Source organism: Pseudomonas sp. 2FE (genome assembly GCF_005503735.1).
Taxonomy (GTDB): Bacteria; Pseudomonadota; Gammaproteobacteria; order Pseudomonadales; family Pseudomonadaceae; genus Aquipseudomonas.
The window spans coordinates 106,508-131,316 of record NZ_SCMO01000003.1; the positions used below are offsets into that span (position 1 = coordinate 106,508).

The following is a 24,809-nucleotide window of genomic DNA, read 5'->3' on the forward strand; positions in this document are numbered from 1 at the left end:
GCACCACTTTCTATACACTCCCCATTTTGGTTCGCCAACCGGCCTGGTTGGCGCAGGAAAGTAGCCCAAGGCCCCCGCCCGGCAGTGTTCGCGCGTCTTTTCGGGGCTTTGGTTTGCTTTTTGCATTTTCAGATCCATTCCTGGGATCCCTACGATGACCATCAACGACGCCCTGCACCGACTGCTGCTGGATAACCTGACCACCGCGACCCTGCTGCTCAACGCCGAACTGCGCCTCGAGTACATGAATCCGGCGGCCGAGATGCTGCTGGCCGTCAGCGGCCAACGCAGCCATGGCCAATTCATCAGCGAACTGTTCACCGAGTCGCCGGAGGCCTTGGCCTCGTTGCGCCAGGCGGTGGAACAGGCGCACCCGTTCAACAAGCGCGAAGCGGTGCTGACGGCCCTGACCGGGCAAACCCTGACCGTCGACTATGCGGTGACGCCGATTCTCAATCGCGGCGAAACCCTGCTGCTGCTGGAGGTCCATCCGCGTGACCGGCTGCTGCGGATCACCAAGGAAGAGGCGCAGCTGTCCAAGCAGGAAACCACCAAACTGCTGGTGCGCGGCCTCGCCCATGAGATCAAGAACCCGCTCGGCGGCATCCGCGGCGCCGCCCAACTGCTGGCCCGCGAGCTGCCGGAAGAGAGCCTCAAGGACTACACCAACGTCATCATCGAAGAGGCCGATCGTTTAAGGAACCTGGTGGACCGCATGCTCGGCTCGAACAAGCTGCCGAGCCTCGCCATGACCAACGTGCACGAGGTGCTGGAGCGCGTCGGCAGCCTGGTCGAGGCGGAAAGCCAGGGCAGCATCACCCTGGTGCGTGATTACGACCCGAGCATCCCGGACCTGCTGATCGACCGCGAACAGATGATCCAGGCGGTGCTGAATATCGTGCGCAACGCCATGCAGGCCATTGGCACGCAGAACGAACTGCGCCTCGGCCGCATCACTCTGCGCACCCGCACCCTGCGGCAATTCACCATCGGCCACACCCGCCATCGCCTGGTGACCAAGGTCGAGATCATCGACAACGGCCCCGGCATCCCCGCGGAGCTGCAAGACACCATCTTCTACCCCATGGTCAGCGGCCGCCCGGACGGTACCGGGCTGGGCCTGGCCATCACCCAGAACATCATTAGTCAGCACCAGGGCCTGATCGAGTGCGAGAGCCATCCCGGCCACACCGTGTTCTCGATCTTCCTGCCGTTGGAACAAGGAGTTACTTCGTCATGAGCCGCAGTGAAACCGTCTGGATCGTCGACGACGACCGCTCCATTCGCTGGGTGCTGGAAAAAGCCCTGCAACAGGAAGGCATGACCACCACCAGCTTCGACAGCGCCGACGGCGTCCTCGGCCGCCTGACGCGGCAACAGCCGGACGTGATCATCTCGGACATCCGCATGCCCGGCGCCAGCGGCCTGGAACTGCTGGCCAAGATTCGCGAGCTGCACCCGCGCCTGCCGGTGATCATCATGACCGCCCATTCCGACCTGGAAAGCGCGGTGGCGTCTTACCAGGGCGGCGCCTTCGAGTACCTGCCCAAGCCCTTCGATGTCGACGAGGCCGTGTCCCTGGTCAAGCGCGCCTTCCAGCACGCCCAGGAGCAGCAGGGGTTCGAAGCCCCGGTCATATTGGCCCGCACCCCGGAGATCATCGGTGAGGCGCCGGCGATGCAGGAGGTGTTCCGCGCCATCGGCCGCCTCAGCCATTCGAATATCACCGTGCTGATCAATGGCGAATCCGGCACCGGCAAGGAGCTGGTCGCCCATGCCCTGCACCGCCATAGCCCGCGCGCAGCCTCACCCTTCATCGCGCTGAACATGGCGGCGATTCCGAAAGACCTGATGGAATCCGAGCTGTTCGGTCACGAGAAAGGCGCCTTCACCGGCGCCGTCAACCAGCGCCGTGGACGCTTCGAACAGGCCGACGGCGGCACCCTGTTCCTCGACGAAATCGGCGATATGCCGGCCGACACCCAGACCCGCCTGTTGCGGGTGCTGGCCGACGGCGAGTTCTACCGGGTCGGCGGCCACACGCCGGTCAAGGTCGACGTGCGCATCATCGCCGCCACCCACCAGAACCTGGAAACCCTGGTGCAGGCCGGAAAATTCCGCGAAGACCTGTTCCACCGCCTCAACGTCATCCGCATCCATATCCCGCGGATGTCCGACCGCCGTGAAGACATCCCCACGCTGGCCCGCCACTTCCTCAACCGCGCCGCCCAGGAGCTGGCGGTCGAGCCGAAGCTGCTCAAAAGCGAGACCGAGGACTACCTGAAGAACCTGCCGTGGCCGGGCAACGTGCGCCAGCTGGAGAACACCTGCCGCTGGATCACCGTGATGGCTTCCGGGCGCGAAGTGCATATCGACGATCTGCCGCCGGAGCTGCTGACCCAGCCGCACGATAGCGCGCCGGCGACCAACTGGGAGCAGGCCCTGCGCCAGTGGGCCGACCAGTCCCTGGCGCGTGGCCAATCGAGCCTGCTCGACAGCGCCGTGCCGGCCTTCGAACGGATCATGATCGAGACCGCCCTCAAGCACACCGCCGGCCGCCGCCGCGACGCCGCCGTGCTGCTCGGCTGGGGGCGCAACACCCTGACGCGCAAGATCAAGGAACTCGGCATGAAGGTGGCCGGCGACGACGACGAAGGCGACGATGCGTAGGCCGCAGACCGTAACCCAGCACCCGGCCCAAAGGGCCGGCCAACAGCTGCGGTAATAAAACTGGCACACCTCATGCTTAGTATCAGGTGACTCCAGTTTCGGGGACCTTGGTACAGGCAGGCCGGGGATTCCCCTCTTTTATTCCGCGCGCAGGCTGATCGTCAGCCGCCACCGCCCCTCCATCGCTGCGCCGTGCCACTCGCCACGCAGCGGGCGGGCAGCGACCAGATTCAACAGCAAACCCCGCTCACTATGAATCAACCGCCAATTCACGCCCTTTCCAGCTAACTGCAGCTGCCCATGCTGGGCGCGTCCTTCTGCCTCAAACAGCAGCATCAGTGCACCATGCAAGTGCTCACCGGACACTTTTGGTTCAGCACTGAACCAAAGTTGCAGGCCATCGGGCAGCACTTAAACCTGCTCCAGGGTTACCGGCTCGGGTGCAGTCAAGCGGCCAAGCATCAGCCCGACCAACAAGCCAAGCAGTACCAACGCCGCGAGGAAGCGCCGCCATAACTTCGGCCGCGGATCCTCTTCAGGAGTAGAATCCTGCCCGTCCTCACGCTCGGAGCCGTGCATGTTTCACGTGATCCTCTTTCAACCGGAAATTCCACCCAATACGGGCAACATTATCAGGCTGTGCGCCAACAGCGGCTGCAGCCTACATCTGATCGAACCACTCGGCTTCGAGCTGGACGACAAGCGCCTGCGCCGCGCCGGGCTGGACTATCACGAGTACGCCAGCTTGAGCCGCCACACCGACCTGGCCAGCTGCCTGGCGAGCCTCGGCCAGCCGCGGCTGTTCGCCTTTACCACCAAGGCCTCACAGCCCTATCACGAAGCCCGCTTTCAACACGGCGACGCCTTGTTGTTTGGCCCGGAAAGCCGCGGACTACCGGCCGAGGTGCTGGAAAGCCTGCCGCCCGAACAGCGCCTGCGCCTGCCGATGCGCCCTGGCTGTCGCAGCCTGAACCTCTCCAACACCGTCGCAGTCGCCGTCTATGAAGGCTGGCGCCAGCTCGGCTTCAGTCTCGACTGAAGCCTGTGTCGAAACCATGGCCCGCTCCTACGGGTTTTGCGCACGCCTGAAAAATACCGTGAATGAAAAAGCGCCCCGCAGGGCGCTTTTTTTTGTGCGGCAATGACTCAGTGCTGAGCCGCAACAGGGGCTTCGCCGGCCGCCTGCATGCGGCTCAGTTCCTGGGCGTAGAGCGCGTCGAAATTCACCGGCGCCAGCATCAACGCCGGGAACGAACCGCGCACGACCAGGCTGTCGAGGGTCTCGCGAGCATACGGGAACAGAATGTTCGGGCAGAACGCGCCGAGGGTGTGGCTCATCGAGGCAGCGTCCAGCCCCTGGATCAGGAAGATCCCGGCCTGCTGCACTTCGGCGATGAAGGCGATCTCTTCGCCGGTCTTGACGGTCACGGAGAGGGTCAGCACCACTTCGTGGAAGTCGCCTTCCAGAGACTTCTGCCGGGTATTCAGGTCCAGCGCCACGCTCGGGCTCCACTCCTGACGGAAGATTTCCGGGCTCTTCGGCGCCTCGAAGGACAGGTCACGCACATAGATGCGCTGCAGGGAAAACTGCGGGTTCTGGTCGCCTTGGGCGGCGCCGTTGGTCACTTGTTCGGTCATGGCAGAGCCTTCTTATCGTTAGGTTTCTACAAAGGTTCAAGCCTTGAGCAACGCATCCAGCTTGCCGGCGCGCTCCAAGGCATAGAGGTCATCACAGCCGCCCACATGGGTGCTGCCGATCCAGATTTGCGGCACCGAGGTGGCGCGCGCCTTGCGGGTCATTTCCGCGCGCACCTCGGGCTTGCCGTCGACGCTGATCTCCTCGAAGGGCACACCCTTTTGCACCAGCAACTGCTTGGCGCGAGTGCAGTAAGAGCACCAATCGCTGGAATAAATGACGACGGACGGCATCTCACTTCACCAAGGGCAGGTTGTCGCCACGCCAGCTGGCAATCCCGCCAGACAACTTGGCTGCGTTGAAACCGGCTTTCTTCAGCTCGCGGCTGACGGTACCGGCATGCTGGCCCAGGGCGTCGACCACGATCAGGGTCTTGGCCTTGTGCTTGTCCAGTTCCGCGACACGGCTGGCGACTTTTTCGTAAGGAATATTCAGCGCACCGACTATATGGCCGCCGGCAAAGTCCTTGTTCGAGCGCACGTCGAGCACCAGGCCCTGCTCGCCATTGACCAGCGCCGTCAGCTCGCGAGTGCTCAGGCTTTGACCGCCTTTTTGCAGTTCGGTGAAGATCAGCAAGGCCAGCAGCACCGCGAACACACCGCTGAGCACATAGTGGGTAGTGGTAAATTCAATCAGGTGAGCGAGCATCAATAGGTTCCAGGACGGTAAAATGTCGGCCAGTATACACAGCCCCAAAGGTCGGCCAAACCCCGCCCGGCGGTGACGCCGCCGAGACTTGGCTTTAAAATGCCCAGCCTTTTTGACCACCACGCCACAAGCGAGCCGGATCTATGACTGCCACGCCCAAACCCCTGGTTCTGATCATCTTGGACGGCTTCGGTCACAGTGACAGCCCCGAATACAACGCCATCTACGCCGCCAACACGCCGGTCTACGACCACCTGCGCGCCACCCAGCCGAACGGCCTGATCTCCGGCAGCGGCATGGACGTTGGCCTGCCGGACGGGCAAATGGGCAACTCCGAGGTCGGCCATATGAACCTCGGCGCGGGCCGCGTGGTGTACCAGGACTTCACCCGGGTGACCAAGGCGATCCGCGATGGCGAGTTCTTCGACAACCCGGCGATCACCCGCGCGGTCGATCAAGCCGTCGGCGCCGGCAAGGCCGTGCATATCCTCGGTCTGTTGTCCGACGGCGGCGTGCACAGCCATCAGGATCATCTGGTGGCCATGGCCGAACTGGCAGCCCAGCGCGGCGCCGAGAAGATTTACCTGCACGCCTTCCTCGACGGCCGCGACACCCCGCCGAAAAGCGCCCAGCCGTCGCTGGAACTGCTCGACAACACCTTCGCCAGGCTCGGCAGAGGCCGCACCGCCTCGATCATCGGCCGCTACTTCGCGATGGATCGCGACAACCGCTGGGATCGCGTCGAAGCCGCCTACAAGCTGATCGTCGACGGCCAGGCCCAGTTCCAGGCGGACAGCGCCCTCGCCGCCCTGGAAGCCGCTTACGCCCGCGGCGAGAGCGACGAATTCGTCAAAGCCACCGGCATCGGCGCCCCGGTAACAGTCGAAGACGGCGACGCCGTGGTCTTCATGAACTTCCGTGCCGACCGTGCCCGCGAGCTGACCCGGGCGTTCGTCGAGGCGGACTTCAAGGAGTTTGCCCGCGCGCGCCAGCCCCAGCTGGCCGACTTCATCATGCTCACCCAGTACGCCGCCAGCATCCCAGCGCCCAGCGCCTTCGCCCCGGCCAGCCTGGACAACGTGCTCGGCGAATACCTGGCGAAACACGGCAAGACCCAACTGCGCATCGCCGAAACCGAGAAGTACGCCCACGTCACCTTCTTCTTCTCCGGCGGCCGTGAAGAGCCGTTCGAAGGAGAAGAGCGCATCCTCATCCCCTCGCCGCAAGTCGCCACCTACGACCTGCAACCGGAAATGAACGCGCCGCTAGTCACCGACCGCATAGTCGAGGCCATCGAACAGCAGCGTTATGACGTGATCATCGTCAACTACGCCAACGGCGACATGGTCGGCCATACCGGCGTGTTCGAGGCTGCGGTCAAGGCCGTGGAATGCCTGGACAGCTGCGTCGGCCGCATAGTCACGGCGCTGGACAAAGTGGGCGGCGAAGCGCTGATCACCGCCGACCACGGCAACGTCGAACAGATGGAGGACGAATGCACCGGCCAGGTGCACACCGCGCATACCTGTGAGCCGGTGCCGTTCATCTATGTCGGCAAGCGTTCGCTGAGCATCCGCACAGGCGGCGTGCTAGCCGACGTGGCGCCGACCATGCTGCATCTGCTGGGCCTGGAACAGCCGGCAGAAATGACCGGCCGCACGATTCTGAATCTGCAGTCCAACGGCGGCTAAAGCGCCGCGCCGTTTATTCGCCCTAGGCCAACTCCAGCTCTAGGGCGAATAACCCACGGCGTTCTGCGCCGCGACCTTTCCCGCGCCAAAAAACCTCCGCCCGCTCAGGCTTGCGGGCGTTTTTTTTGCAGCCCGCCGCGGGCATACTAGGGCGTCGCCCTCCCCCGGTATCGCCCACCCCATGCTCCGCACCTTGATTGCCGTCTTCCTTGCTTGCCTGCTCAGCCCGGTAATGGCCGATCAACGCGCCGAGACCCAGAAGCAGCTGGAGGCTGCGCAGCAGGATATCGGCGAGCTGAAGAAGCTGCTTAAGCAGCTGGCGCAGGAAAAATCCGGCGTGCAGAAAGAACTGCGCGGCACGGAAACCGAGATGGGCCAGCTGGAAAAGCAGGTCGAAGCCCTGCAGGAAGAGCTAGAAAAAAGTGAAGCCGAGATCCAGCGCCTGGATCGCGAGAAAAAAAAACTCGACGGCGCACGCCTTGAACAGCAACGCCTGATTGGCATTCAGGCACGGGCCGCCTACCAGAGTGGCCGCCAGGAATACCTCAAACTGCTGCTGAACCAACAAAACCCGGAAAAATTCTCCCGCACCCTGAGCTATTATGATTACGTCAATCAGGCGCGCCTGGAACAGCTCGACGCCTTCAACGAAACCCTCCGGCAACTGGCCAATGTCGAGCGCGATAGCGCCGCCCAACAAACCCAACTGGCCGAGCAGAAAAGCGCGCTGGAGGGGCGCCGCGAACAACTGGCGCAAGCCCGCAAGGAGCGCCACGTGGCGCTGGCCAAGCTGAACCAGGAATCCAGCGCACGCGGCCAGAAGCTTAAGGCCCGCGAGCAGGCGCACGCCGAGCTCGGCCGCGTGCTGAAAACCATCGAAGAGACCCTCGCCCGCCAGGCCCGCGAAGCCAAAGCCGCCGAAGAGGCGCGCCAACGCGCACTGGCGCAGCAGCAACTGGCGGCACAACAGGCGCGCCCTATGGCCAACAAATCCGTCAGCGGCCCCTTGGTTTCCAGCGCCGGCGCCATCCACGGCGGCCCTTTCGCCAAGAGCCGCGGCCAATTGCCCTGGCCAGTCGATGGCCGCTTGGTCGCCCGTTATGGAACCCCACGCGGCGGCGACGCTCGGACAAGCTGGGATGGTGTGCTGATTGGCGCCTCTGCCGGCAGTCAAGTACGCGCCGTACACGCTGGCCGCGTGGTATTTGCCGACTGGTTGCGTGGCGCCGGGCTTCTGGTCATTCTCGACCATGGCAACGGTTATCTGAGCCTCTATGGCCACAACCAAAGTTTATTGAAAGACGCCGGCGACCTTGTCAAAGCCGGCGAGCCGATCGCGACCGTCGGCACCAGCGGCGGCCAAGACACGCCGGCGCTGTATTTTGCGATCCGTCAGCAGGGTCGCCCTAGCGATCCGGCACAATGGTGTCGCGCGCAAGGATAAGCGCTACGCCACCTATTACTGGAGTCAGTTCGACATGCCGCATTTGTCCCGCCCTATGTTTCCGGCTTTGGCTCTGGCCCTGGCTATCGCGCTGGTGATCGGCGCGCCGTTGCTGCATGCCGCTCAAGCCGACGAGGCCGCCGCGCCAGCAGCTGCGACGAACGGCAAAGCGCCGCTGCCGCTCGATGAGCTGCGCACCTTCGCCGAGGTCCTGGACCGAATCAAGGCGGCCTATGTCGAACCGGTAGACGACAAGACCCTGCTGGAAAATGCCATCAAGGGCATGCTCAGCAACCTCGACCCGCACTCGGCCTACCTCGGCCCGGAGGATTTCGCCGAGCTCCAGGAAAGTACCAGCGGCGAATTCGGTGGCCTCGGCATCGAAGTCGGCCTGGAAGATGGCTTCGTCAAAGTGGTTTCGCCGATCGACGACACGCCCGCCTCCAAGGCCGGCATCCAGCCCGGCGACCTGATCGTGAAGATCGATGGCGAGCCGACCAAGGGCCTGTCGATGATGGAGGCCGTGGACAAGATGCGCGGCAAAGCCGGCGCAAAGATCGTCCTGACCCTGGTACGCGAAGGCGGCCAGCCGTTTGACGTGGAACTGACCCGAGCGGTGATCAAGGTCAAGAGCGTGAAAAGTCTGACGCTCGAGCCGGGCTACGGCTACCTGCGCATCACCCAGTTCCAGGTCAACAGCGGCGATGAGGTGGGCAAGGCCCTGACCAAGCTGAGGAAAGACAATGGCAACAAGAAACTCCGCGGCCTGGTTCTCGACCTGCGCAACAACCCCGGTGGGGTGCTGCAGGCGGCGGTGGAAGTCACCGATCACTTCCTCAAGAAGGGCCTGATCGTCTACACCAAAGGCCGCATCGCCAACTCCGAACTGCGCTTCTCCGCCGACCCGGTCGATGCCAGCGAAGCTGTGCCACTGGTGGTGCTGATCAACGGCGGCAGCGCTTCGGCCTCGGAAATTGTCGCCGGCGCCCTGCAGGATCATAAGCGCGGCATCCTGATGGGCACCGACAGCTTCGGCAAAGGCTCGGTGCAAACCGTGCTGCCGCTGAGTAACGAGCGCGCCCTGAAGATCACCACCGCGCTGTACTTCACCCCGAACGGCCGTTCGATCCAGGCCCAGGGCATAGTGCCGGATATCGAAGTGACGCGCGCCAAGATTACCCGCGAGCAGGATGGCGAAAGCTTCAAGGAAGCCGATCTCGCCGGGCATCTGGGCAATGGCAACGGCGGCGCGGACAAACCGAGCAGCAAGGACAAAGCGCAGAGCAAACAGCCACGCCCGCAGGACGATGACTTCCAGCTGGGCCAAGCGCTCAACCTGCTGAAAGGCCTGAGCGTGACCCGCGGCGAGTAAAGCGGCTCCCCTGTAGGAGCGGATTTATCCGCGATTGGGCCTCTCGCCCCACACAGCTGTCGCGGCCAAAGCCGCTCCTAGCAAAAGCCGCCCTCCGCTTTTGCTAGGAGCTCGCTCTGCTGGCGATCCGCGCGCCACCGCCACCAACACCGACACCATCGCGAGTAGAACTCGCTCCTACGGCGCGGCGCCTTAGGAGCCTGTTCAAGATCGTGCGAGCCACAGCTCAGTGCGGCGCCCGCAGCGGATCGTGAACAGGTTCTTACAGATAGTTGCCGGTGACGCCTTCGATAAAGCCCTCGGCACGTAGCTCGTCCAGGGCCTTCTGCAGGCGCTGCACCACCTCGTCCGGGGTGTCCTTGTTGAGCGCCAGATACAGCTCGGCCTCGTTGAAGCGCAACACCGTGGTCAGGCCACTGACGCCTTCCTGCTTGGCCAGATAGTGACCCACCGGGTTGGTGGTGGCCCACAGGTCGATCTTGCCGCTGGTCAGCTTCTTCACGTTTTCCTGATCACGCAGGGCGTTGATCGGTTGCAACCCCTGGCTTTCCAGGTATTGGCTGACCGCATCGTTCTTGTAGGCGCCGATCCGGTACTGCCCGGCCTCCTTCAGACTAGGCACGCTCAGCGTCTTACCCGGCGCGGCCAGCAGCACCGATTCGGTCTTGGTCAGCGGCCCGACCCATTTGAACAACGGCTGCCGCTCGGGGGTGAGGGTGGTGGAGAACAGCCCGTAGTTGGCCTTGTCCTGGGTCAGCCGATACAGGCGGTCCCAGGGGAAGCGCAGGCTCAGGGTGTAGCCGATCCCGGCGCGCTTGAACATCTCGCGGACGATGTCGGCGTTGATGCCGTCGATACCCTCGTCACGGGCGAAGTTCTTGTCATCCACCGCCATGTTGTACGGCGGTAAATTCTCGGTCAGCAGCACCATCTTGTAGTCGGCCGGCAACTCGGCTCGAGCCGTTGCCGCCGCCAGGATCAGGCCCAGCAACAGGGTGCGTTTGAATAGTTTCAGCATGGTTAGGAGTGCCCGCATGATTTGTTATTGTGGTCGGGGGCATTCCTGCGGGAGCCAAGGCTCAGCCACGGAATGCTCGTCGCGTTGCCATCCTTGGCCATGGCCGCTGCTAAGCCGGCCCGGTGCCGCGTCTAGCTGGCATTACAGATAACTGCTGAGAATTTCGTCGACGAAACCTTCGCCGCGCATCTTGTCCAGCGCACCCTGCAGCTTCTGTACCACTTCATCCGGGACTTCTTTGTTCAGGGCCAGATACAGCTCGGCCTTATTGAAGCGCAGCACCGTCTTCAGCCCGACAACCCCTTCCTGCTTGGCCAGATAACGCCCGGCCGGATCGCCGGTGGCCCACAGGTCGATCTGCCCGCTCTCGAGCTTCTTGGCGTTTTCCTGATCGCGCAGCGCGGTCAGCGGCTCGAGCTTTTGCTGTACCAGGTACTCGGCAATGGCGTCACCCTTGTAGGCACCGACCTTGTACTGCTTCACGTCTTCCAGGCTGCTCAAGGCAATCTTGCTGTCAGACTTGGCCAGCATGATCCAGTCGTCCGGGCCGATCGGCCCGACCCATTTGAACGCTTGCTCACGCTCCGGCAGACGGGCGGTGACGAACACCCCATAGCCCGGCTTTTCCAGCGCCAGTTTGTAGATCCGATCCCAAGGAAAGCGCAGCGTCAGGCTGTACTTGATGCCCGCGCGCTTGAACATCTCCTTGACGATATCCACGGCGATGCCGTCGATATTGTCTTCTTGGGCGAAGTTCTTGCCGTTGATCGACATGTTGTACGGCGGGAAGTTTTCGGTCAGCAGGACGACGCTGTAGCTGGGATCCACTTCGGCGCGGGCGCCGGCGGACAGCACCATCAGGGTTCCGGTGAGCGCAAGTAACAGGCGTTTAAACATAGCGGCTCTCTTCTTTTTTATAGGGTGGACAGACCGTCGCAGCATACCCAACGCCGCTGCCGACGCCCAGCCTTGGCTGGAAAAATGCGACCGACCAGTCAGATACAGACTTGGCGGCAGTCTGCATCGAGCGCCGGCGCCGGCCCTGGGTTTTGCCTGTGCAATTAGCGCACCACAATGCCTCGACTGGCCAGATAGGCCTTGGCTTCCGGCACGGTGTATTCGCCGAAATGGAAGATGCTCGCCGCCAGTACCGCCGAGGCTTTGCCCTCGAGGATGCCCGCCGCCAGATGTTCCAGATTGCCGACGCCGCCGGAGGCGATCACCGGAATCCCGACGCTCTCGCTGACGGCGCGGGTGACGCCGAGGTCGAAACCGTTCTTCATGCCGTCCTGATCCATGCTGGTCAGGAGGATCTCGCCGGCGCCGAGCTCTTCCATCTTCTTCGCCCAGAGCACGGCATCCAGGCCGGTGGGTTTGCGCCCGCCGTGGGTGAAGATTTCCCAGCGCGGGGTCTCGCCAGGTAGCGAAACCTTCTTCGCGTCGATGGCGACGACTATGCACTGCGAGCCGAAACGCTGCGCCGCCTCGCCGACGAACTCCGGATTGAACACCGCCGCGGTGTTGATCGAGACCTTGTCCGCCCCGGCATTCAGCAGATTGCGGATGTCCTGCACGGTTCTCACCCCGCCGCCCACGGTCAGCGGGATAAACACCTGGCTGGCCATGCGCTCGACGGTATGCAGCGTGGTGTCGCGGCCGTCGACGCTGGCGGTGATGTCGAGGAAGGTAATCTCGTCGGCGCCCTGCTCGTCGTAACGGCGGGCGATCTCGACCGGGTCGCCGGCATCGCGGATGTTCTCGAACTTGACGCCCTTGACCACGCGACCGTTGTCGACGTCGAGGCAGGGGATGATGCGTTTTGCCAGTGCCATAAAAAAGCCCTCGTAGGGCGGACTCAGGAGCGAAGCGAACAGTCCGCCGGTTGGCGGGCTCAGCAACGCAGCGAACAGTCCGCCGGTTGGCTATGGCGTACTGCCTGCGGCGAGTACGCCCTACGTATTATTTACCGAAGTTGTCGCAGAATGCCTGCGCCTCGGCCACATCCAGCGTGCCTTCGTAGATCGCCCGGCCGGTGATGGCGCCGATGATCCCGGGCGCCTTGGCCGCCAGCAGGGCGCGGATATCGCCGAGGTTATGGATGCCACCGGAGGCGATCACCGGAATCTGGGTCGCCGCGGCCAGGGCGGCGGTGAAGGGCACGTTACAGCCCTGCATCATGCCGTCTTTGGCGATGTCGGTGTAAACGATGGCGGCCACGCCATCGGCCTCGAAACGCCTGGCCAGGTCGATGACCTGCACGGCGCTGACTTCGGCCCAGCCGTCGGTGGCGACGAAACCGTCCTTGGCGTCCAGCCCGACTATCACCTTGCCCGGAAACGCGCGGCAGGCTTCGGCGACGAACTCCGGCTGCTTCACCGCCTTGGTGCCGATGATCACGTAGCTGACGCCGGCCTTGACGTAGGCTTCGATGGTTTCCAGCGAACGAATGCCGCCGCCGATCTGGATCGGCAGCTGCGGATAGCGCCGGGCTATGGCGTTGACCACTTCACCGTTGACCGGCTGGCCTTCGAAGGCGCCGTTCAGGTCGACCAGATGCAGACGCCGGCAACCGGCGTCGACCCACTTGGCGGCCATGCTCACCGGGTCATCGGAGAACACCGTGGAGTCGTCCATGCGGCCCTGGCGCAGACGCACGCAGGCGCCGTCTTTGAGATCGATAGCGGGAATAATCAGCATCAGTCGAACCTGCTCAAGTCTTGGAATTCAGTTCTTGGAACGGTGAAGGGTCAGCTCTTCTCGAGCGCCCACAAGTCGCTTTCGATGCTCAGGAACCTGTCGGCCAGGTGCGCCTGCACATCGCTAATCGCCTTGTTGTAGAAGTGCGGCGCCACTTCGCGGGTGAACAGCTCGAGCACTTCCTGCGCCTCGAAGGAGCCCAGTTGCAGCTCGAAGCGCTCTTCCAGGAAAGCCTTGATCGCCGCCACCGCCGCAGCCTCCTGCGCGGTGTCGAGGCTCAGGCTGGGCGCCTTGTGCTTGGCCCGGCTCATTACCAGCGACCATCCCAGGCGGCGAAGTTCTGCAGCAGCTGCAGGCCGTGGGTATGGCTCTTCTCCGGGTGGAACTGCACGGCGAAGCGCGGACCATCGGCCAGGGCCGCGGCGAAGTCGACGCCATAGTGACCACGCCCGGCGATCTGCCGTGGGTTGCCCGCCTGGATGTAGTAGCTGTGCACGAAGTAGAAACGCGCCAGGTCCGGAATGTTGTGCCAGAGTGGGTGATCCAGCGTCTGCGCGACCTCGTTCCAGCCCATGTGCGGCACTTTCAACTGCTCGCCATCCTCGACCATGTCCTTGCCGAAGAACCGCACCTGGCCGGGGAACTGACCGATACAGTCGACCCCGCCATTCTCCTCGCTGCGCTCGAGCAACGCCTGCATGCCGACGCAGATGCCGAGGAACGGCCGATCCTGGCTGACTTCGCGCACCAGCTCATCGAAACCGAGACGCCGGATCTCCGCCATGCAGTCGCGAATCGCCCCGACGCCGGGGAACACCACGCGATCGGCTTCGCGAATCACGTTGGCGTCACTGGTGATCTGCACCCGCCCGGCCCCGACGTGTTCGAGGGCCTTGGCCACCGAATGCAGGTTGCCCATGCCGTAATCGATAACCGCCACCGTCTGCATTACAGGCAACCCTTGGTCGACGGCATCTGCCCGGCCATCCGCTCGTCCAGTTCGACGGCCATGCGCAGCGCACGACCGAACGCCTTGAAGACGGTCTCGATCTGGTGATGGGTGTTGTGCCCGCGCAGATTGTCGATGTGCAGGCTGACCTGGGCGTGATTGACGAAGCCCTGGAAGAACTCCTGGAACAGGTCGACATCGAAGCCGCCGACGCTGGCGCGGGTGAACGGCACATGCATCTGCAACCCGGGGCGGCCGGAGAAGTCGATCACCACGCGCGACAAGGCTTCATCCAGCGGCACATAAGCGTGGCCGTAGCGGACTATGCCTTTCTTGTCGCCGATGGCCTTGGCAAAGGCCTGGCCGAGGGTGATACCGACGTCTTCCACCATGTGGTGGTCATCGATATGCAGGTCGCCCTCGGCTTCGATATCCAGGTCGATCAGCCCATGCCGGGCGATCTGGTCGAGCATGTGCTCAAGGAACGGCACGCCAATCGCAAAGCGCGCTTTGCCAGTGCCATCCAGATTGATCGAGGCCTTGATCTGGGTTTCCAAGGTGTTGCGCTCGACGGACGCCGTACGTTCGGCCATCACCAGCTCCACAAAATGCTCACGGAAAAGGCGCCCATTATAGGGCGGCGAGGCTCGATGCGGCTACCGGCGGCGGTCGCTGCGGTTTACACTCGCGCCCGCCCACCCGAACCGCCACCTGGAGCCGCGCCATGCCCGTATTCGTCGAAGTCGTCAGCGCACCGTCGGCCCAGGACAAAAGCGATCTGGTGAAGATCTACGCCGACGCGCCGGCCTGGCTATTGACCCCCTACCGCGATGCCGAGACGCTGCTCGAGAGCGCGATCGAACAGGGCACCTTGATTGCCGGGCGCTTCAATGACCGCCTGCTCGGCGCCGCCCTGCTGGAAAAACGCGACGACTGCTGGCGCCTGTCGCACCTCTGCGTACGCACCATCACCCGCCAGCGCGGGGTTGGCCGGCGCCTGCTCGACGAGGCCCGGCGCCTGGCCCACGAAGCCGGCAAGCCGCTGCATCTGGCGGCACCGCAAGAGCAGCTGGAGTGCCAAGCCCTGGCGGCACGTGCCCATCTGCCACTGGAGCCGCTGTAAGCCTCCAGCTCAGTGCGAGCTGGACACAACAGGCCGACAGCCGGGAACTGCACCCCGACTTCCCCGTCCAACCCTCTGCACGCCTAGCCGCAGAGCCGGCGGCTCGCCAACCGCGCAGCAAACGCAGTAATTTTCGGCCAGTCTGTATACTCGCTACCCACACCTGTATCGCACTCACTACAAGGACTCGTCCATGAAAGCGCTCGGCAAAATCCTGGGTCTGGTTTTCCTCGGGCTGTTGCTGATCCTCGTGGCGTTGGGCTTCGCCCTGACCCACCTGTTCGATCCCAACGACTACAAAGACGAAATCCGCCAGCTCGCCCGCGACAAGGCCAACCTGGAACTGACGCTGAACGGCGATATCGGCTGGAGCCTGTTCCCCTGGCTGGGCCTGGAGCTGCACGAGGCCACCCTGGCCAGCGCCGCCAGCCCCGACCAACCCTTTGCCGACCTGCGCATGCTCGGCCTGTCGGTACGGGTACTGCCGCTACTGCGCCGCCAAGTGCAGATGAGCGACATCAAGGTCGATGGCCTGAACCTGACCCTCAGCCGTGACGAGCAAGGCCGCGGTAACTGGCAAGACATCGGCCATCCGGCCAAACTGGCGGCGCCACCTGCGGCAATTAACCAACCCGCTCCGAGCGCAGCGCCTGCCGGCACCGAGCCCGGCGAAGCGCCGAAGGCACAGCCGCTCAAGCTGGATATCGACAGCCTGACGCTGAACAATGCCCGCATCGACTATCGCGACGCCAAGAGCGGCCAGCAGTTCAGCGCCGAAGGCATTGAGCTGAGCACCGGCGCGATCCGTGAAGGCGCCAGCATACCGCTGAAGCTGAGCGCCCTCTTCGGCACCAATCAGCCGGTACTGCGCGCCAAGACCGAACTGCAAGGGCAACTGCGCTTCGATCGGACGCTCAAGCGCTACCAGTTCGAAGACCTGAAACTGTCGGGCGAGGCGTCCGGCGAACCGCTCAAGGGCAAGACCCTGACCTTCGCCGCCCAGGGCCAACTGCTCCTCGACCAAGCGGCCCAGGTCGCCGAATGGAACGGCCTGAAATTTTCCGCCAACCAGCTACGCGCCCTCGGCGAGTTGAACGTTCGCGACCTGAACAACCAGCCGAAACTGACCGGCGGCCTGTCCATCGCCCAGCTCAACCTGCGCGACTTCCTCGCCGGCCTGGGCCAGGAGCTGCCCGCCAGCGCCGATCCCAGCAGCCTCGGCAAATTCGAGCTGGTCACCCGCCTCAAAGGCAGCCCCACCAGCCTGACCCTGGATGAACTGCACCTGAAACTCGACGACAGCAGCTTCAGCGGCACCATCGCCGTCACCGACTTCGCCAAACAGGCGCTGCGCGCGCAGCTCAAAGGCGACCGTCTGGATCTCGACCGCTACCTGCCACCGCAGACCAAGGCTGCCTCGGCAGCCAGCAGCAGCCGCCAAGCCGAAGTGAAAAGCACCGTCGCGACCGCCAGCCAAAGCGGCAGCAACGAACTGCCCAACGCCCCGACCCAGCAAGCCTGGAGCGAAACCCCGGTGCTGCCGATCGACCAGCTGCGCAAGCTGGATCTGCAACTTAGCCTCGGCCTCGGTCAACTGACCCTCGACAAGCTGCCGATCGAAAACGCCAGCCTGAAAGCCCAGGGCAGAGACGGCCTGCTGACCCTGGAAAATCTGCGCGGCGAGCTCTACGACGGCAACTTCGCCGTCAATGCCACGCTCGACGTACGCCCGACCATCCCGCTACTGAGCGCGCAGAAACGCATCAGCCGCATACCGGTCGAGCAACTGCTCGAGAGCCAAGGGCAAAAACCACCGCTCAAGGGCCTGCTCGACCTGAACGCGGATCTCAGCACCAGCGGCAACAGCCAGAAAGCCTGGGTGGAAGGCCTCAACGGCACCGCCAGCTTTGCCCTGAGCGACGGCGTGCTGCTCGAGGCCAATCTCGAACAACAGCTTTGCCAAGGCATCGCCACGCTTAACCGCAAGTCGCTCAGCGGCCCGGCACGCGGCAAAGACACTCCGTTCGAAGAGCTCAAGGGCAACCTGAGTTTCCGCAACGGCGTCGCCAGCAACCCCGACCTGAAGGCCCGCATCCCCGGCCTGAGCGTGAAGGGCAACGGCGACGTCGACCTGCGCGTGCTCGGCATGGACTACCGCCTGGGCATCGTCATCGACGGCGACAAGAGCGCAATGCCCGACCCGGCCTGCCAAGTGAACCCACGCTACGTCGGCATCGAGTGGCCACTGCGCTGCCGCGGCCCGCTGGAGCTGGGCGCCAAAGCCTGCCGCCTGGACAAGGACGGCATGGGCAAGGTCGCCGGCAAACTGGCCGGCGACAAGCTCAACGAAAAGATCGAAGAGAAACTCGGCGACAAGGTCAGTCCGGAACTGAAAGACGCACTCAAGGGCCTGTTCAAACGATGAGTCCCGAGCAATTCAGTGGCGCCGTGCTGGACTGGTACGACCGCCACGGCCGCAAGGACCTGCCCTGGCAACAAGAGATCAGTCCGTACCGCGTATGGGTCTCCGAGATCATGCTGCAGCAGACCCAGGTCGGCACCGTACTCGGCTACTTCGACCGCTTCATGGACGCCCTGCCCAGCGTTCAGGCGCTGGCCGAGGCGCCGGAAGACGAGGTGCTGCACCTGTGGACCGGTCTCGGCTACTACACCCGCGCGCGCAACCTGCAGAAAGCCGCGATAACGCTGATGGCCGAGCATGGCGGCGAGTTTCCCCGGGATGTCGAGCACCTCACCGCACTGCCGGGCATTGGCCGCTCCACCGCCGGCGCCATCGCCAGCCTGTCGATGGGCCTGCGCGCGCCGATTCTGGACGGCAACGTCAAACGCGTGCTGGCCCGCTACACCGCCCAGGACGGCTACCCCGGCGAGCCGAGAGTCGCCAAGCAACTGTGGGACGCCGCCGAACACTTCACCCCGCACGAACGGGTCAACCATTACACCCAGGCGATGATGGATCTCGGCGCCACCCTCTGCACCCGCAGCAAACCCAGCTGCCTGCTCTGCCCGCTGCAGAGCGGCTGCCGGGCGCACCAGCTGGGCCGCGAAAGCGCCTACCCGACGCCCAAGCCGCGCAAGGCGTTGCCGCAGAAGCGCACCCTGATGCCCATCCTGGCCAACCGCGAAGGCGCCATCCTGCTTTATCGCCGCCCCTCCAGCGGGCTCTGGGGCGGGCTCTGGAGCCTGCCGGAAGTGCCCGCCGCCGATGCGCTGGACGATCTCGCCGCACGCCACGGCCTGACCCTCGGCAACCGCCGTGAACTGCCCGGGCTGACCCACAGCTTCAGCCACTTCCAACTGGCCATCGAACCCTGGCTGATCCAGGTCGAGGCCGCCACCAGTAACGTGGCCGAGGCCGACTGGCTCTGGTATAACCTCGCCACCCCGCCGCGCCTGGGCCTCGCCGCCCCGGTGAAAAAGCTGCTGAAGCGCGCGGCCGACGTATTAAATGCAGGAGAGCCGTCATGACCCGCACCGTACTGTGCCGTAAGCACAAGCAACAACTGCCCGGCCTGGATCGCCCGCCTTACCCGGGCGCCAAAGGCGAAGACATCTTCACCAACGTCTCCAAGCAAGCCTGGGACGAATGGCAGAAACACCAGACCCTGCTGATCAACGAACGCCGCCTGAACATGATGAACGCCGAGGACCGCAAGTTCCTCCAAGCCGAGATGGATAAGTTCCTCTCCGGCGAGGATTACGCCCAGGCGGAAGGCTACGTACCCCCCAGCGATTCCGGCAAAAATCCGTAAGCGCCCGTTATAGCTAAATATTTTTCTGGTTCGCGCTTGACAGGCATAAGCCAAATCCGTCTAATAGCGCCCCGTTGGCCCAGGTAGCTCAGTCGGTAGAGCAGGGGATTGAAAATCCCCGTGTCGGCGGTTCGATTCCGTCCCTGGGCACCATTATTTAAAAGGCTCGCAGCAATGCGGGCCTTTTTTCTATGTGCGGAAAAAGCGCCGGCCCTTGCCGCAGTGGCGGCCGGTCATGCTCAGCAACGTCAGCCCAGGGACGCCCGCTGCCATGCGCGATTTGATTCTCTACACCAGCGACGACGGCCAGGTTTCCCTGCAGTTGCGCGCCGCCGACGGCACTGTCTGGTTGACCCAGCTGGAAATCGCCGAGCTGTTCGCCAACAGCAAGCAAAACATCAGCCTGCATATCCGCAACATCCTCGCCGAAGGCGAGCTGAGCGAGGCAACTGTCAAGGACTCCTTGACAGTTCAAACCGAAGGCAGCCGCCAGGTCAAACGGCTCGTCCAACTCTACAACCTCGACATGACCCTCGCCGTTGGCTACCGCGTGCGTTCGCCACGCGGAATGCAATTCCGCCAGTGGGCCACCACCCAACTGCGCGAGCTGTTGGTCAAGGGCTTTGTCATGGATGACCAGCGCCTGAAGAACCCCGGCGGCTGGGACTATTTCGACGAGCTACTGGAGCGCATCCGTGAGATCCGCGCCAGCGAGAAACGCTTCTACCAGAAGATCCGCGACCTCTACACCACCGCCGTGGACTACCAAGGCAGCAGCGAAGCCGCCCGGCTGTTCTTCCAGAAGGTGCAGAACAAGATGCTCTGGGCCGTTACCGGGCACACCGCTGCCGAGCTGATCAGCCAGCGCGCCAACCCTGATCTGCCCAATATGGGCCTGACCACCTGGGAGGGCGGCCGGGTACGCAAGAAAGACGTCAGCACCGCCAAGAACTACCTCAGCACCGACGAAGTCCGCGAGTTGGACCGCATCGTCGTGATGTACCTGGACTACGCCGACGACCAAGCCCGCCGCGGCAAAACCATGACCATGCAGGACTGGGCCAGCAAGCTCGACGCCTTTCTCAGCTTCAACGAGCGCGACCTGCTCAGCCATGCCGGCAAAGTCAGCGCCAGCGTTGCCGAGCGGTTAGTCGAAGCACTCTACGAGCAGTTCGACGCCAACCGCCGTGAAGCCGAGCGCCAAGCTGCCGACAACGCCGACCTGCACAGCATCGAACAACTGCAGCAGCAACTGCCACGCAAACGCCCCGAATAACCCCACTGAAGCCACCCGCCTTAGCAGCAGACAGAGCCCATGAGCCAGAGCCCGATCAACCAGGACGACATCAACGCCATCATCTGGAAGTCCTGCGATACCTTTCGCGGCAGCGTCGACGCCAGCGACTACAAGAACTACGTGCTGACCATGCTGTTTCTCAAGTACCTCAGCGACGTCTGGCAGGATCACTACGAAGGCTACGTCACCAAGTACGGCAACGAACCGGCGCTGATCGCCGCGATGATGAAGACCGAGCGCTTCGTGCTGCCGCCCATGGCCAACTTCTACACCTTGCACGAGCGGCGCCATCTGCCCGGCAACGGCGAGCGCATCGACGAAGCCCTGCACGCCATCGAAGACGCCAACAGCGCCAAGCTGCGCGGCGTGTTCCAGGACATCAGCTTCAACGCCAACAAGCTCGGCGAGGAAAAGAGCAAGAACAACCTGCTGCGCCACCTGCTGGAAGACTTCGCCCAGGCGGACATGAACCTGCGCCCCTCGCGCATCGGCAGCCAGGACATCATCGGCAACGCCTACGAATTCCTGATTTCGCGCTTCGCCGCCGGGGCCGGCAAGACCGCCGGCGAGTTCTACACCCCGGCCCAGGTCAGCGACCTGCTGGCCGAACTGCTCGACCCGCAACCCGGCGAGCAGATCTGCGATCCGGCCTGCGGCTCGGCATCGCTGCTGATGAAGTGCGGGCGCAAGGTGCTGGAGAAGACCGGCTCGCGCAATTACGCCCTGTTCGGCCAGGAATCCATAGGCGCCACCTGGGCCTTGGCGAAGATGAACCTGTTTCTGCACGGCGAGGAAAACCACGACCTGCGCTGGGGCGACAGCATCCGCCACCCGCAACTGCTGGACGCCAGCGGCGGCCTGATGCACTTCGACGTGGTCACCGCCAACCCGCCCTTCTCCCTGGAGAAATGGGGCATCGAGCAGGCGGAACACGACAGGTACGGGCGCTTCCAGCGCGGCATCCCGCCGAAGACCAAGGGCGACTACGCCTTTATCCTGCATATGATCGAAACCCTGAAACCCGGCACGGGCCGTATGGGCGTGGTGGTGCCCCACGGCGTGCTGTTCCGCGGCGGCAGCGAGGGCAAGATCCGCCAGGCGCTGATCGAGGAAAACCTGCTGGACGCGGTGATCGGCCTGCCGGAAAAACTGTTCTTCGGCACCGGCATCCCGGCGGCGATCCTGCTGTTTCGCAAGACCAAGAGCACCGACGACGTCATCTTTATCGACGCCTCCCGCGACTTCGTCGCCGGCAAAAACCAGAACCAGCTCGGCCCAGAGCAGCTGCAACGCATAGTCCACGCCTACCGCGCCCGCCAGCACCAGGCCCGCTATGCCGAGCCGGTCAGCCTGCAGCGTATTCGCGATAACGACTACAACCTGAATATCCCGCGCTATGTGGATACCTTCGAGGCCGAAGACGAGATCGATCTACTGGCGATCAAGGCCGAGCGCGAGGTGCTGGAGTTGGAGTTGCTGGAGTTAAAGCGGCAGATGGATGGGTATTTGCGGGAGCTTGGTTATGAGTAACGCCGCAAGCATTCTGCCTACTGGTTGGAAGCTTCTCTCGGTCAAAGAGGCTTTCACAATCAGGAACAACCTGAGAAAGCCGATCAACCAAGAAGAGCGAGAAAAAATCAAAGGCGAATACCCTTATTACGGCCCAACCAAGGCGCAGGGTTACATTTCAAGCTACGAGCAAGACGGAAAGTTCGCACTTATCGGAGAAGACGGCGACCATTTCCTGAAATACCAAGACATTTCAATGACCCAGCTGATTACTGGAAAGTGCACTGTAAATAATCATGCTCACGTAATTGAAGGCACAAGCATTTGCACCGCCGAGTGGTTTTACTACTTTTCATGTACAAAGAGCTAACCAGCTTTCTTACTCGACAAGGTGCCGGCAGATTCAAGCTAAACAAAGCTGCGCTAGAAAAGATCCCCGTACTAGCTCCGCCAGCCGCCGAGCAAACCAAGATCGCCCAAATCCTTTCCACCTGGGACAAAGCCATCGCCACCAGCGAGCGCCTGCTTGCCAATAGCCAGCAGCAGAAGCAGGCGCTGATGCAGCAGTTGCTAACGGGGCAAAAGCGCTTTGCAAGGTTCACCGCGGACTGGAAACACTACGCTCTTGGTCAATTATTCAATGAGCGCAATGAAACCAATCGTCCCGATCTGTCGCTGCTTTCCATAACCACGGAGCAAGGCGTAATTGATCGCGCAGACTCCGGCAAGAAAGACACTTCCAGCGAAGACAAAAGCAAATACCGGCGAATCTGCCCAGGCGATATTGGCTACAACACCATGCGCATGTGGCAGGGCGTAAGCGGCCTATCGGACAAAGAAGGCATTGTCAGCCCTGCATACACGATCCTGCAGCCGACTAACTTGACTGACTCAAAATTTGCTTCATACCTTTTCAAGACACCCACTTTGATTCATGTATTTATGCGTCACTCTCAGGGGCTGGTGTCCGACACCTGGAATCTGAAATACGAACACTTTGCCAAAATCAAAGTGCTTGTACCCTCGCTCCCCGAACAACAAAAAATCGCCCAGGTACTCACCACCGCCGATGCCGAAATCGCCAATCTGCAGGCCCAGCTGGCCAAGCTCAAACTGGAGAAAAAGGCCCTGATGCAACAACTGCTCACCGGCCAGCGCCGGGTGCGGGTCGCGGCAGCGGCGGAACAAGAACAGGCCGTGCCGGCGTAGGCTGGGTAGAGGCGGCTTTTTACCGAAACCCAGCGCGGTTATGCACTGGGGCTGGGTTTCGCTGCGCTCTACCCAGCCTACGCATGGCATGGCTGGATAACCCCCCGGGAGGCCCATCCCCCATGCTGATCTTCAACTGCTCGAAAGACGCCGCCCGCCTGCTGGCCGACCCGCCGCAGCAGCCGATAGCGCGGCCCGCCGCCGACACGCCCGTGCCGGAAGATGCGCTGCACTGGCACCTGAGCGCGGTAGCGATCAACGGCATACCCTGCGTGCTGGCCATGGAGGCGCGCAGCCGCTACTGCATGGTGTTTACCGATGTGCCCGAGGGCGGCTGGCGCTATTTATTCGAAGAATTCCACCAACGCTGGTTCAACCAGATGATCGAGATGGCCCTGCACGGCGGCTTTCTCAGCGAGACAGAAATCCCCCCGATGCTTGAGCGCCTGCATCAGGCCCACGGCGAATTCTGCTTTGTGCAGCGCCACGACAACAGCGTCAACACCCACCTCAACCATGCGCTGGATAGCTTCTGCTACTGGTGCGAAGACCTCGGCGACCTACCCTTCGGCCATGGCCAATGCAGCGCCTTCGACGAGCACGTCAACGACACCCTGCGCAAAACCCGCGTACACAAAGATTACTTCGTTCCCATAGAGGAAATGAGCCATTACTGGCTGACCACCTGGCTGGGCGTCAGCGACCAAACCGCCCGCAGCTATATACGGGCCAGCTACCGCGAACGCATGCAACAGCGTTTTGCCGATGCCCCAGGACTGAACATCCCCGCCACTGAAGCCACCTCGGCCGCTCCACCGCCAGCCAACAAAACCCGCCACTGAGGCTGTAGGGTGGATGACGCTTCACCCATCCACCACTACGCGCCGGGCAGTACGCCGCCACTGCGCATTGGCCAAAAATGGCGGACTGTTCGCTGCGCTGTCGAGTCCGCCCTGCACTGCCGGCCGGCTTGCCGGGTGAACGTTTGCCGGATAGACTCACTCCCAAAATGGGAGAATTAAGCAGTGCGAGTGATTGCGCGAGGCACCTTGCGGGCCTTCTGGGAAAGCAGTCCGGCTTATTCGGACGCCATGACACCTTTGGTGGAATGGTATCGGCATATGGAAAAAGCCGTTTATCCCACGCCGCAAGCCGTCAAGGCTGAGCTGCGCACGGCCAGTATCCTGAAAGGCAGCCGGGTGGTGTTCAACATCGCCGGCAACAAGTACCGGGTCATTCTGGCCATCGACTATGAGCGCCAACTGGCGTTCATTCGCTTTGTCGGCACTCACGCCCAGTACGACCTGATCGACGCGGAGACTGTGTGATGAACATCAAACCGATTCGTAATGACGACGACCTGGCCAACGCGCTTGCCCGTATGGAGCAGCTATGGGGGGCGCCAATGGGTTCGCCAGCAGGCGATGAGCTGGAGATATTGGCCGTGTTGATTGAGAAGTACGAAGAGCAGCACCAGCCGCTGCCGGCTTCCGACCCCATCGACGCGATCAAATTTCGCATGGACCAGCAAGGCTTGGTACCTCGTGATTTGGAGCCTTTTATTGGCTCCAGTGGCCGCGTTTCGGAAGTGTTGAACCGCAAGCGCAAGCTGAGCCTGGCCATGATCAAACGCCTGCACGATGGCCTGCGTATTCCCTATGAGAGCCTGCTGGCTGGCGCGGCCTGATAATCTGACGGACCGTTGCGAAATCC

At 62.8% G+C, this 24,809-nt stretch carries 27 protein-coding genes, 1 tRNA gene and 1 pseudogene; 18 read left to right on the forward strand and 11 right to left on the reverse strand.

Annotated features, from left to right (window positions below; genetic code table 11):
- Positions 1-154: 154 nt before the first annotated feature.
- Positions 155-1,240: a nitrogen regulation protein NR(II) gene (glnL, locus tag FFS12_RS07830; RefSeq protein WP_137886334.1), complete on the forward strand. Its 1,086-nt coding sequence runs from the start codon at positions 155-157 to the stop codon at positions 1,238-1,240.
- Positions 1,237-2,670, forward strand: coding sequence for a nitrogen regulation protein NR(I) (gene ntrC / locus FFS12_RS07835; RefSeq protein WP_137886335.1), 1,434 nt, complete (start codon positions 1,237-1,239; stop codon positions 2,668-2,670). The genes glnL and ntrC overlap by 4 nt, the downstream gene beginning before the upstream one ends.
- Positions 2,671-2,808: 138 nt before the next feature.
- Here ntrC and FFS12_RS07840 read toward each other — a convergent pair.
- A pseudogene (locus FFS12_RS07840) lies at positions 2,809-3,249 on the reverse strand (hypothetical protein).
- On the opposite strand from FFS12_RS07840, the gene FFS12_RS07845 reads away from it, so the two are divergent.
- Positions 3,248-3,709: a tRNA (cytidine(34)-2'-O)-methyltransferase gene (locus tag FFS12_RS07845; protein WP_137886336.1), complete on the forward strand. Its 462-nt coding sequence runs from the start codon at positions 3,248-3,250 to the stop codon at positions 3,707-3,709. The pseudogene FFS12_RS07840 and the gene FFS12_RS07845 sit on opposite strands and share 2 nt — an antisense overlap.
- Before the next feature lie 107 nt (positions 3,710-3,816).
- Here the strand turns inward: FFS12_RS07845 and secB are convergent, their stop codons facing one another.
- From secB to FFS12_RS07860, 3 genes are read right to left on the reverse strand one after another with little or no spacing between them, the layout of a single operon-like run.
- Positions 3,817-4,308, reverse strand: a complete 492-nt coding sequence (gene secB, locus FFS12_RS07850) for a protein-export chaperone SecB (RefSeq protein ID WP_137886337.1) — start codon at positions 4,306-4,308, stop codon at positions 3,817-3,819.
- A gap of 36 nt (positions 4,309-4,344) precedes the next feature.
- Positions 4,345-4,599, reverse strand: a complete 255-nt coding sequence (grxC, locus tag FFS12_RS07855) for a glutaredoxin 3 (protein WP_137886338.1) — start codon at positions 4,597-4,599, stop codon at positions 4,345-4,347.
- A gap of 1 nt (position 4,600) precedes the next feature.
- Positions 4,601-5,014, reverse strand: coding sequence for a rhodanese-like domain-containing protein (locus FFS12_RS07860; RefSeq protein WP_137886339.1), 414 nt, complete (start codon positions 5,012-5,014; stop codon positions 4,601-4,603).
- Positions 5,015-5,157: 143 nt separating this feature from the next.
- Here FFS12_RS07860 and gpmI point away from each other — a divergent pair, with 143 nt between their 5' ends.
- The 3 genes from gpmI to FFS12_RS07875 all read left to right on the forward strand — a co-directional run bounded on the left by gpmI (position 5,158) and on the right by FFS12_RS07875 (position 9,521).
- Positions 5,158-6,705, forward strand: a complete 1,548-nt coding sequence (gene gpmI, locus FFS12_RS07865) for a 2,3-bisphosphoglycerate-independent phosphoglycerate mutase (RefSeq protein ID WP_137886340.1) — start codon at positions 5,158-5,160, stop codon at positions 6,703-6,705.
- 181 nt (positions 6,706-6,886) lie between these two features.
- Positions 6,887-8,149 carry a murein hydrolase activator EnvC gene (locus FFS12_RS07870; RefSeq protein WP_137886341.1) on the forward strand — a complete coding sequence of 421 codons (1,263 nt, stop codon included), beginning with the start codon at positions 6,887-6,889 and terminating at the stop codon, positions 8,147-8,149.
- A gap of 34 nt (positions 8,150-8,183) precedes the next feature.
- On the forward strand, positions 8,184-9,521 hold the full coding sequence (locus tag FFS12_RS07875; protein ID WP_137886342.1) for a S41 family peptidase: 1,338 nt from the start codon (positions 8,184-8,186) through the stop codon (positions 9,519-9,521).
- A gap of 262 nt (positions 9,522-9,783) precedes the next feature.
- Here the strand turns inward: FFS12_RS07875 and FFS12_RS07880 are convergent, their stop codons facing one another.
- The 7 genes from FFS12_RS07880 to hisB form a co-directional block, all read right to left on the reverse strand.
- A complete protein-coding gene (locus FFS12_RS07880; protein WP_137886343.1) occupies positions 9,784-10,539 on the reverse strand; it encodes an ABC transporter substrate-binding protein in 756 nt (251 codons plus the stop codon).
- A gap of 141 nt (positions 10,540-10,680) precedes the next feature.
- Complete coding sequence (locus FFS12_RS07885) at positions 10,681-11,436, reverse strand: ABC transporter substrate-binding protein (RefSeq protein WP_137886344.1); 756 nt, start codon at positions 11,434-11,436, stop codon at positions 10,681-10,683.
- Positions 11,437-11,600: 164 nt separating this feature from the next.
- A complete protein-coding gene (gene hisF, locus FFS12_RS07890; RefSeq protein WP_137886345.1) occupies positions 11,601-12,371 on the reverse strand; it encodes an imidazole glycerol phosphate synthase subunit HisF in 771 nt (256 codons plus the stop codon).
- 127 nt (positions 12,372-12,498) lie between these two features.
- Positions 12,499-13,236 (reverse strand): 1-(5-phosphoribosyl)-5-[(5-phosphoribosylamino)methylideneamino]imidazole-4-carboxamide isomerase, encoded by a 738-nt coding sequence (gene hisA / locus FFS12_RS07895; RefSeq protein WP_137886346.1) that lies wholly within the window; start codon positions 13,234-13,236, stop codon positions 12,499-12,501.
- Positions 13,237-13,286: 50 nt separating this feature from the next.
- The gene (locus FFS12_RS07900) at positions 13,287-13,547 is read right to left on the reverse strand and encodes a DUF2164 domain-containing protein (RefSeq protein WP_137886347.1); all 261 of its coding nucleotides are present in this window, start codon (positions 13,545-13,547) and stop codon (positions 13,287-13,289) included.
- Positions 13,547-14,185, reverse strand: coding sequence for an imidazole glycerol phosphate synthase subunit HisH (gene hisH, locus FFS12_RS07905; RefSeq protein WP_137886348.1), 639 nt, complete (start codon positions 14,183-14,185; stop codon positions 13,547-13,549). The genes FFS12_RS07900 and hisH overlap by 1 nt, the downstream gene beginning before the upstream one ends.
- The gene (hisB, locus tag FFS12_RS07910) at positions 14,185-14,778 is read right to left on the reverse strand and encodes an imidazoleglycerol-phosphate dehydratase HisB (protein WP_137819405.1); all 594 of its coding nucleotides are present in this window, start codon (positions 14,776-14,778) and stop codon (positions 14,185-14,187) included. Before hisB ends, hisH begins: the two co-directional genes overlap by 1 nt.
- Before the next feature lie 131 nt (positions 14,779-14,909).
- Here hisB and FFS12_RS07915 point away from each other — a divergent pair, with 131 nt between their 5' ends.
- The 12 genes from FFS12_RS07915 (at position 14,910) to FFS12_RS07970 (ending at position 24,783) form a co-directional block, all read left to right on the forward strand.
- The gene (locus FFS12_RS07915) at positions 14,910-15,308 is read left to right on the forward strand and encodes an acetyl-CoA sensor PanZ family protein (protein ID WP_137886349.1); all 399 of its coding nucleotides are present in this window, start codon (positions 14,910-14,912) and stop codon (positions 15,306-15,308) included.
- 193 nt (positions 15,309-15,501) lie between these two features.
- Positions 15,502-17,733 carry an AsmA family protein gene (locus FFS12_RS07920; RefSeq protein ID WP_137886350.1) on the forward strand — a complete coding sequence of 744 codons (2,232 nt, stop codon included), beginning with the start codon at positions 15,502-15,504 and terminating at the stop codon, positions 17,731-17,733.
- Positions 17,730-18,797: an A/G-specific adenine glycosylase gene (gene mutY, locus FFS12_RS07925; protein ID WP_137886351.1), complete on the forward strand. Its 1,068-nt coding sequence runs from the start codon at positions 17,730-17,732 to the stop codon at positions 18,795-18,797. Before FFS12_RS07920 ends, mutY begins: the two co-directional genes overlap by 4 nt.
- Positions 18,794-19,081, forward strand: a complete 288-nt coding sequence (locus FFS12_RS07930; protein WP_137886352.1) for an oxidative damage protection protein — start codon at positions 18,794-18,796, stop codon at positions 19,079-19,081. The genes mutY and FFS12_RS07930 overlap by 4 nt, the downstream gene beginning before the upstream one ends.
- 77 nt (positions 19,082-19,158) lie before the next feature.
- Positions 19,159-19,234, forward strand: a tRNA-Phe gene (locus FFS12_RS07935).
- 118 nt (positions 19,235-19,352) lie between these two features.
- Positions 19,353-20,357 (forward strand): virulence RhuM family protein, encoded by a 1,005-nt coding sequence (locus FFS12_RS07940; protein WP_137886544.1) that lies wholly within the window; start codon positions 19,353-19,355, stop codon positions 20,355-20,357.
- Positions 20,358-20,396: 39 nt separating this feature from the next.
- On the forward strand, positions 20,397-21,908 hold the full coding sequence (locus FFS12_RS07945) for a type I restriction-modification system subunit M (protein ID WP_137886353.1): 1,512 nt from the start codon (positions 20,397-20,399) through the stop codon (positions 21,906-21,908).
- Entirely contained in the window at positions 21,901-22,257 is a 357-nt protein-coding gene (locus tag FFS12_RS20020; RefSeq protein ID WP_137886354.1) for a hypothetical protein, read from the forward strand. The genes FFS12_RS07945 and FFS12_RS20020 overlap by 8 nt, the downstream gene beginning before the upstream one ends.
- Complete coding sequence (locus FFS12_RS07955) at positions 22,242-23,096, forward strand: restriction endonuclease subunit S (protein WP_137886355.1); 855 nt, start codon at positions 22,242-22,244, stop codon at positions 23,094-23,096. The genes FFS12_RS20020 and FFS12_RS07955 overlap by 16 nt, the downstream gene beginning before the upstream one ends.
- 122 nt (positions 23,097-23,218) lie before the next feature.
- Complete coding sequence (locus tag FFS12_RS07960) at positions 23,219-23,938, forward strand: hypothetical protein (RefSeq protein WP_137886356.1); 720 nt, start codon at positions 23,219-23,221, stop codon at positions 23,936-23,938.
- A 183-nt stretch (positions 23,939-24,121) separates the two neighbouring features.
- A complete protein-coding gene (locus FFS12_RS07965; RefSeq protein ID WP_137886357.1) occupies positions 24,122-24,424 on the forward strand; it encodes a type II toxin-antitoxin system HigB family toxin in 303 nt (100 codons plus the stop codon).
- Positions 24,424-24,783, forward strand: coding sequence for a type II toxin-antitoxin system HigA family antitoxin (locus FFS12_RS07970; RefSeq protein WP_137886358.1), 360 nt, complete (start codon positions 24,424-24,426; stop codon positions 24,781-24,783). Before FFS12_RS07965 ends, FFS12_RS07970 begins: the two co-directional genes overlap by 1 nt.
- Positions 24,784-24,809: the final 26 nt, after the last annotated feature.

Excerpts from the sequence above, each read along its gene's own strand:
- glnL (WP_137886334.1), top strand. The coding sequence starts at position 155 with ATGACCATCAACGACGCCCTGCACCGACTGCTGCTGGATAACCTGACC.
- ntrC (WP_137886335.1), top strand. The coding sequence starts at position 1,237 with ATGAGCCGCAGTGAAACCGTCTGGATCGTCGACGACGACCGCTCCATT.
- FFS12_RS07845 (WP_137886336.1), top strand. The coding sequence starts at position 3,248 with ATGTTTCACGTGATCCTCTTTCAACCGGAAATTCCACCCAATACGGGC.
- secB (WP_137886337.1), bottom strand. The coding sequence starts at position 4,308 with ATGACCGAACAAGTGACCAACGGCGCCGCCCAAGGCGACCAGAACCCG.
- grxC (WP_137886338.1), bottom strand. The coding sequence starts at position 4,599 with ATGCCGTCCGTCGTCATTTATTCCAGCGATTGGTGCTCTTACTGCACT.
- FFS12_RS07860 (WP_137886339.1), bottom strand. The coding sequence starts at position 5,014 with ATGCTCGCTCACCTGATTGAATTTACCACTACCCACTATGTGCTCAGC.
- gpmI (WP_137886340.1), top strand. The coding sequence starts at position 5,158 with ATGACTGCCACGCCCAAACCCCTGGTTCTGATCATCTTGGACGGCTTC.
- FFS12_RS07870 (WP_137886341.1), top strand. The coding sequence starts at position 6,887 with ATGCTCCGCACCTTGATTGCCGTCTTCCTTGCTTGCCTGCTCAGCCCG.
- FFS12_RS07875 (WP_137886342.1), top strand. The coding sequence starts at position 8,184 with ATGCCGCATTTGTCCCGCCCTATGTTTCCGGCTTTGGCTCTGGCCCTG.
- FFS12_RS07880 (WP_137886343.1), bottom strand. The coding sequence starts at position 10,539 with ATGCTGAAACTATTCAAACGCACCCTGTTGCTGGGCCTGATCCTGGCG.
- FFS12_RS07885 (WP_137886344.1), bottom strand. The coding sequence starts at position 11,436 with ATGTTTAAACGCCTGTTACTTGCGCTCACCGGAACCCTGATGGTGCTG.
- hisF (WP_137886345.1), bottom strand. The coding sequence starts at position 12,371 with ATGGCACTGGCAAAACGCATCATCCCCTGCCTCGACGTCGACAACGGT.
- hisA (WP_137886346.1), bottom strand. The coding sequence starts at position 13,236 with ATGCTGATTATTCCCGCTATCGATCTCAAAGACGGCGCCTGCGTGCGT.
- FFS12_RS07900 (WP_137886347.1), bottom strand. The coding sequence starts at position 13,547 with ATGAGCCGGGCCAAGCACAAGGCGCCCAGCCTGAGCCTCGACACCGCG.
- hisH (WP_137886348.1), bottom strand. The coding sequence starts at position 14,185 with ATGCAGACGGTGGCGGTTATCGATTACGGCATGGGCAACCTGCATTCG.
- hisB (WP_137819405.1), bottom strand. The coding sequence starts at position 14,778 with ATGGCCGAACGTACGGCGTCCGTCGAGCGCAACACCTTGGAAACCCAG.
- FFS12_RS07915 (WP_137886349.1), top strand. The coding sequence starts at position 14,910 with ATGCCCGTATTCGTCGAAGTCGTCAGCGCACCGTCGGCCCAGGACAAA.
- FFS12_RS07920 (WP_137886350.1), top strand. The coding sequence starts at position 15,502 with ATGAAAGCGCTCGGCAAAATCCTGGGTCTGGTTTTCCTCGGGCTGTTG.
- mutY (WP_137886351.1), top strand. The coding sequence starts at position 17,730 with ATGAGTCCCGAGCAATTCAGTGGCGCCGTGCTGGACTGGTACGACCGC.
- FFS12_RS07930 (WP_137886352.1), top strand. The coding sequence starts at position 18,794 with ATGACCCGCACCGTACTGTGCCGTAAGCACAAGCAACAACTGCCCGGC.
- FFS12_RS07940 (WP_137886544.1), top strand. The coding sequence starts at position 19,353 with ATGCGCGATTTGATTCTCTACACCAGCGACGACGGCCAGGTTTCCCTG.
- FFS12_RS07945 (WP_137886353.1), top strand. The coding sequence starts at position 20,397 with ATGAGCCAGAGCCCGATCAACCAGGACGACATCAACGCCATCATCTGG.
- FFS12_RS20020 (WP_137886354.1), top strand. The coding sequence starts at position 21,901 with ATGAGTAACGCCGCAAGCATTCTGCCTACTGGTTGGAAGCTTCTCTCG.
- FFS12_RS07955 (WP_137886355.1), top strand. The coding sequence starts at position 22,242 with ATGTACAAAGAGCTAACCAGCTTTCTTACTCGACAAGGTGCCGGCAGA.
- FFS12_RS07960 (WP_137886356.1), top strand. The coding sequence starts at position 23,219 with ATGCTGATCTTCAACTGCTCGAAAGACGCCGCCCGCCTGCTGGCCGAC.
- FFS12_RS07970 (WP_137886358.1), top strand. The coding sequence starts at position 24,424 with ATGAACATCAAACCGATTCGTAATGACGACGACCTGGCCAACGCGCTT.